The 4,567-nt window shown below is 43.9% G+C and carries 6 protein-coding genes and 1 pseudogene; 3 read left to right on the top strand and 4 right to left on the bottom strand.

Annotated features, from left to right (window positions below; all coding sequences use genetic code 11):
- Positions 1-150: 150 nt before the first annotated feature.
- The 4 genes from IM479_RS10830 to IM479_RS10815 form a co-directional block, all read right to left on the bottom strand.
- A complete protein-coding gene (locus IM479_RS10830) occupies positions 151-312 on the bottom strand; it encodes a hypothetical protein (protein ID WP_287685928.1) in 162 nt (53 codons plus the stop codon).
- The gene (locus IM479_RS10825) at positions 300-515 is read right to left on the bottom strand and encodes a hypothetical protein (RefSeq protein WP_002746864.1); all 216 of its coding nucleotides are present in this window, start codon (positions 513-515) and stop codon (positions 300-302) included. Before IM479_RS10825 ends, IM479_RS10830 begins: the two co-directional genes overlap by 13 nt.
- Before the next feature lie 246 nt (positions 516-761).
- Positions 762-1,169 carry a hypothetical protein gene (locus IM479_RS10820; protein ID WP_287685926.1) on the bottom strand — a complete coding sequence of 136 codons (408 nt, stop codon included), beginning with the start codon at positions 1,167-1,169 and terminating at the stop codon, positions 762-764.
- A gap of 3 nt (positions 1,170-1,172) precedes the next feature.
- Positions 1,173-1,571 carry a hypothetical protein gene (locus tag IM479_RS10815; protein ID WP_079209156.1) on the bottom strand — a complete coding sequence of 133 codons (399 nt, stop codon included), beginning with the start codon at positions 1,569-1,571 and terminating at the stop codon, positions 1,173-1,175.
- A 200-nt stretch (positions 1,572-1,771) separates the two neighbouring features.
- Here IM479_RS10815 and IM479_RS10810 point away from each other — a divergent pair.
- From IM479_RS10810 to IM479_RS10800, 3 genes and pseudogenes are all read left to right on the top strand, one after another.
- Positions 1,772-2,532: pseudogene (locus IM479_RS10810) on the top strand (J domain-containing protein).
- A 90-nt stretch (positions 2,533-2,622) separates the two neighbouring features.
- Positions 2,623-4,077, top strand: coding sequence for a serine/threonine-protein kinase (locus IM479_RS10805; RefSeq protein ID WP_287685925.1), 1,455 nt, complete (start codon positions 2,623-2,625; stop codon positions 4,075-4,077).
- A gap of 152 nt (positions 4,078-4,229) precedes the next feature.
- Positions 4,230-4,448, top strand: a complete 219-nt coding sequence (locus IM479_RS10800) for a hypothetical protein (protein ID WP_287685924.1) — start codon at positions 4,230-4,232, stop codon at positions 4,446-4,448.
- Positions 4,449-4,567: the final 119 nt, after the last annotated feature.

Here is a 4,567-nt window from a genome sequence, read left to right as displayed (position 1 = left end):
TCGTCTATGGCTTGATACTGTTGAGTTTTAGCTTTAACTTTAAACTCTAAGACAAACATTTTACCCACGGGGTACTTAGATAAAGTCAGTATAGCACAATAAAAGTTAAGTTAACAAGCTATAGTTTAAAAAGCCGTCCTAGACGGGGCTTTAACCCAAAATTTCGGTAACAACTTGAAACTCGCCTCGACTTACTGCCCCAAAAAAGGCACGAACAAGCCCTAAATATGCCTGATTTTGCTCGATCAGGTAAATGAGTGGCGCGGTATCCAAACCCACAACTTGACCTTGTAGTTGAATTAGCCATTCCATGAGGCACGTTCCTGATTAACGTACTCTTGAGCATCAAGTCCATTCCAGATTTCTTTTCCTAGTCCTTCTAGTTCCATAATGCTATGCTTGGGCTTAACAAGCATAGGGCGACGTACCATTACAGCTAACTCTTTTAACAAGCGAAGTTGCTCGTCTGGGGTGAGATTCTCAACTTGTCGGCGAACATCTTGATAGGTAGTCATGCTCTTTACTCCCTGTTTCTTCTATTAATCATGTCATATTGCCCACAGATCACGGCTCCAAAAAGTAAGGTAAAATGCCCCCATATTTGTCTAAATTCGATCGCACTCCCGTCTGTCGCTGTGCCTAGACGTTTTTAGATTATTATCATTTGCTTGAATCAATGATCGTGGTGCGTTCCCAAAAGTTGATCGCTGTAGCGGTAGGACTTGCATTAGGGAACGCACCCTACCAGAGCGGCTATCATACTATTCCCAAGTTAGAGTTATACCTTCTAGGTTACATACTCTCTGAATAGTTTCCAGTTTACTTTCAGTCAATTTCCCAAATAGGTGAACTCTCATTTTATGTTTGGGATAATACTGTCCATAACTCTTTATTTGTCCAATCGCTGATTTCCAGCCTTTTGTATTTTTAACTTCAATTATTTCCGTATTAGTTAAGACATCTATTCTACCTACCTTATCAATGTAAACCTCGGTTTTTCCTCCTAATTCTCTAGCAAGTTTGTCCCGATACCAAGCCTCTGTCCCCTTTACAGGAGTATTTATCTCCGGCTCAATAACTATGCCATTAAGCTGATTAATAAAGTCCCGAATTGCTCCTCTTACTAATTTTTGAGCAGCATTGGGGGACTGTCTTTTCCGTGTAGCCATTACTTACTCAGTGAATAATTTAGAAATCCCATACCCAGCTAAACCAATTACTGCTCCTACTGCCGCTACGGGAGCCATTGTAACTGCAACTGCCGTCCCTCCTACCGCTAATCCCATACCCCCAACCAATGCTGATATACCGGCTCCAGCACCCGCACCAATTGCCGCTGCTCCAATTGCCGTTGCGTCTTGTTCTTCTATTGCTTTCTTTGTTCCGTAAACTGCCGTGCCGACAACTGCTCCTGCCGCTGCTACTGGAGCCATACCGACTCCTAGAGCAGTTCCTCCTACCGCAAGTCCCATACCTCCAACCACTGCCGATGCACTGGCTCCAATCGCCGTACCCACTCCCACTGAAATCATTGCCTCTTGAACTTCTTCTGGCTTATTTTTGTCCATCATCTTTTGCCTCATTTTTTAGGTTTAACTATTTGATTATACAGAAACTTTCCGAATAACCAGAGTAAGGATATGGGGAAACTTTTGACATATCACCCCTTTTGTCGATTCCTGAAAATCAGCCGAGATACAAAGAACTTTTCAGCGACCATAGCACCAATTATAATTTTTCGAGTAACTCAGCAGACTAACTAAAAGTTGCGATGGCGGAGCAAATTCTTTCTCTCCTCTTGTACCTCATTCTCATTTTAACGGCTTTTTGGTTTATTAGCCCTCAAAAAAAGCCCCGTAGTCATCCCGCCTATCATCTTGCTTGTTTGCTAGAAGATACTCCTGAAAGCTCTTTAAAGGGTCAATTTTTTCCCCTGGCTACTCCCTTGGCTACACCGATCGCTTGTACTGTTCCGCAAGTCTGGCGCGGTTTCTATCAGCAGTCTCTGGCAAAACCAGATATTAACTATTGGCAATGGCGCAGTATGCCTGAAAATGAGCAGTTTTGTCGGTAATTAAGGGAGTTATTGCGATTAAATTCCCCTAGAGGTTACGCTAAGGAAATTCTGGAAAGTCTGGCCTTGGGTCAAGAGCCTTTTTATCATCTTTACTGGGACCTAAAAGCGATCGCTAATGGGAACTTTAACACTATCGGGACTAATAAAATAGCTGAGGGCAGATTTGCCCGGCGAGATTTGCGAACTCATCAGCAGATGCGGAAAGATTTTCGTCAATGGCATTTACAAGCTTGTCAACAGTTGGGAAAAGAGCGGGTTAAAGCGGTTTATCGGCTGTGTTATGGGGCAGATTGGTCATTAATCACCCAAATTCTCTATCCTTCGCCCCGTTCCTTGGCCGTACGGAAATCACCGCCCATCTTAATCGCGCCTACGATTGTTATCAAAGTTTTCAACAGATGAGTAGTCAAGATAATGCACCTTTGTGGACGAAAATCCGTCGCTGGATTCCTTAGACTTGACTCTAGTTTTTCCCTTGACTTTTTCCTTAACAAAAGAATGTTAGTCTAGGAACAATTTATGACCACGCTTGCACTCTCAGGGTAATGAATCTAGTGCTTTTAAACAATCGCTACCAAATTGTTAGTACCCTTGCTAGGGGGGGATTTGGGGAAACTTATATCGCTATCGATACGAATATGCCTTCTCAACGGCGCTGTGTGATTAAAAAATTGCAGCCAGCTATTCAAAGTGAGGAGATGCCAGAATGGTTAAAAGAACGTTTTCAGAAAGAAGCAAGCGTTTTAGAGGAATTGGGCGAGCAAAATCGCCAAATTCCCCGTTTATACGGTTATTTTGCCCAAGATAATCATTTCTATCTGGTGCAGGAATGGATTGAAGGGGAGACACTAACCCAAAAACAGCAACGACAGGGAAATTTATCCTCCTCAGCAGTGCGGACGATTTTAGATAATTTACTGCCTGTTCTTGATTTTATTCACAGTCGCCGCATTATTCACCGGGATGTGAAACCCGATAATATTATCTTAAGAAATAGTGATAATTTGCCCGTTTTAATCGATTTTGGGGTAATGAAAGAAGCAGTCGCCACCTTACTCGATCCTACGGGAAAAAGTGCCTATTCGATCGCCCTTGGCACGCCCGGTTATATGGCTTCGGAACAGGCTGCCGGGAGACCAGTCTTTTCTAGTGACCTTTACAGCCTAGGCTTAACGGCGATTTTTTTATTAACGGGAAAAACTCCCCAATATCTAGAAACTGACTCGCGTACGGGGGAAATTCTCTGGCGACAGGAGGCAGAAAATGTTAATCCTAATTTAGCTATGGTAATCGATCGAGCGATCCGTTTTCATCCCCGGGATCGGTTTGCTACTGCCAGGGAAATGTTGGCAGCTTTGGGAGAAATCTCCCCCGATTTGTCCACCCAACCGACTATCGCGGTTTCTCCCCATAGTCCCCGATTAAAGTCCTCTACACCCCAAAAAACAACCGTCCCCCCCACTGTGGTTATTAAACCCAATTCTGGGGAAAAAAAGAATCCTTGGCTGTCGATTTTGCTGATTTTTGCGGTGACAATTGGGGCTTTTGCCCTAGGATATCGGGGATTTATGGCTCTTTTACCCAAAAATGAGGAAATTGAACCATCACCAACCCCTGAACCTTCTCCTAGTCCTGAAATCATTCCTCCTCCCTCCCAAGATTTTCCCCCTATCCGACGACCTTCTCGTCAACGGACTCCTATTTATTCCCCGACTCCTACCCCATCCCCGACTCCTACCCCAGAGGTGATTCCTAGTCCAGAAGCGACTCCAGAATTAACTCCTAGTCCCACCCCAGAAGAAGTAATTCCTATTCCTGTTCCCCTTCCTGAAACGGAGCCAAGTCCTCAAGTTTCTCCCCTTCCTTCTCCTTCCCCTTCTCCTTCTCCTTCTCCTGTTCCAGAGGTGATTAATCCCCCAGTTAATGAGGATAAAATTGAACCGATCGCTCCTCCTGTTTTATCACCTTCTCCTCTTCCTACGGTGGAAAATAGTAATTAGGGTTTGCTGAAAAAGTCTTTTAGTGGGGACAGGGTGTGGGGTGTAGGGTGTGGGGTGTGGGGTTTTAACCATTTTGAGGTGGTCAATTACCTAATTTTCAGGGAAAAAGTGCCTGAATTTTCCCCCCGATCACTTTCCCTACCGGGTCGGTGATGTCTGCGAAATATACGGTTAGAGAGGAGAATTTAAGGGATTTGCAGTATTCTCCCGACCACTGGCAAAAGATGAAACAACTGAGCGATCGTCTAGTTGAACTCCGGTCGTTGATGGAAGAGGAGACGGTGAAAGCTATTCTGGAAACGTTGGGTAAATTGAAGCGTCCTTGCCTTAACCCTTGGGAAGAAAAGTTATTAGACCTCCTGCAAAAATAGGAACTGATTATGTACAATAAAGTAAAACACTCAGAAAAACCATGACTTACGAAAAAGTAAAAAATTTGAATCCAGAAGAGTTTAAACGCTTTTGTGGAGTATATCCTGAAACATTTAAG

Origin of the sequence: Microcystis sp. M165S2 (assembly GCF_020245885.1) — a bacterium.
In the GTDB taxonomy this organism is placed as follows: Bacteria; Cyanobacteriota; Cyanobacteriia; order Cyanobacteriales; family Microcystaceae; genus Microcystis.
The sequence above is the reverse complement of the archived record's forward strand: the minus strand, read 5'-3'. Positions and strand labels throughout refer to the sequence as shown.

Excerpts from the sequence above, each read along its gene's own strand:
- IM479_RS10830 (WP_287685928.1), bottom strand. The coding sequence starts at position 312 with ATGGAATGGCTAATTCAACTACAAGGTCAAGTTGTGGGTTTGGATACC.
- IM479_RS10825 (WP_002746864.1), bottom strand. The coding sequence starts at position 515 with ATGACTACCTATCAAGATGTTCGCCGACAAGTTGAGAATCTCACCCCA.
- IM479_RS10820 (WP_287685926.1), bottom strand. The coding sequence starts at position 1,169 with ATGGCTACACGGAAAAGACAGTCCCCCAATGCTGCTCAAAAATTAGTA.
- IM479_RS10815 (WP_079209156.1), bottom strand. The coding sequence starts at position 1,571 with ATGATGGACAAAAATAAGCCAGAAGAAGTTCAAGAGGCAATGATTTCA.
- IM479_RS10805 (WP_287685925.1), top strand. The coding sequence starts at position 2,623 with ATGAATCTAGTGCTTTTAAACAATCGCTACCAAATTGTTAGTACCCTT.
- IM479_RS10800 (WP_287685924.1), top strand. The coding sequence starts at position 4,230 with ATGTCTGCGAAATATACGGTTAGAGAGGAGAATTTAAGGGATTTGCAG.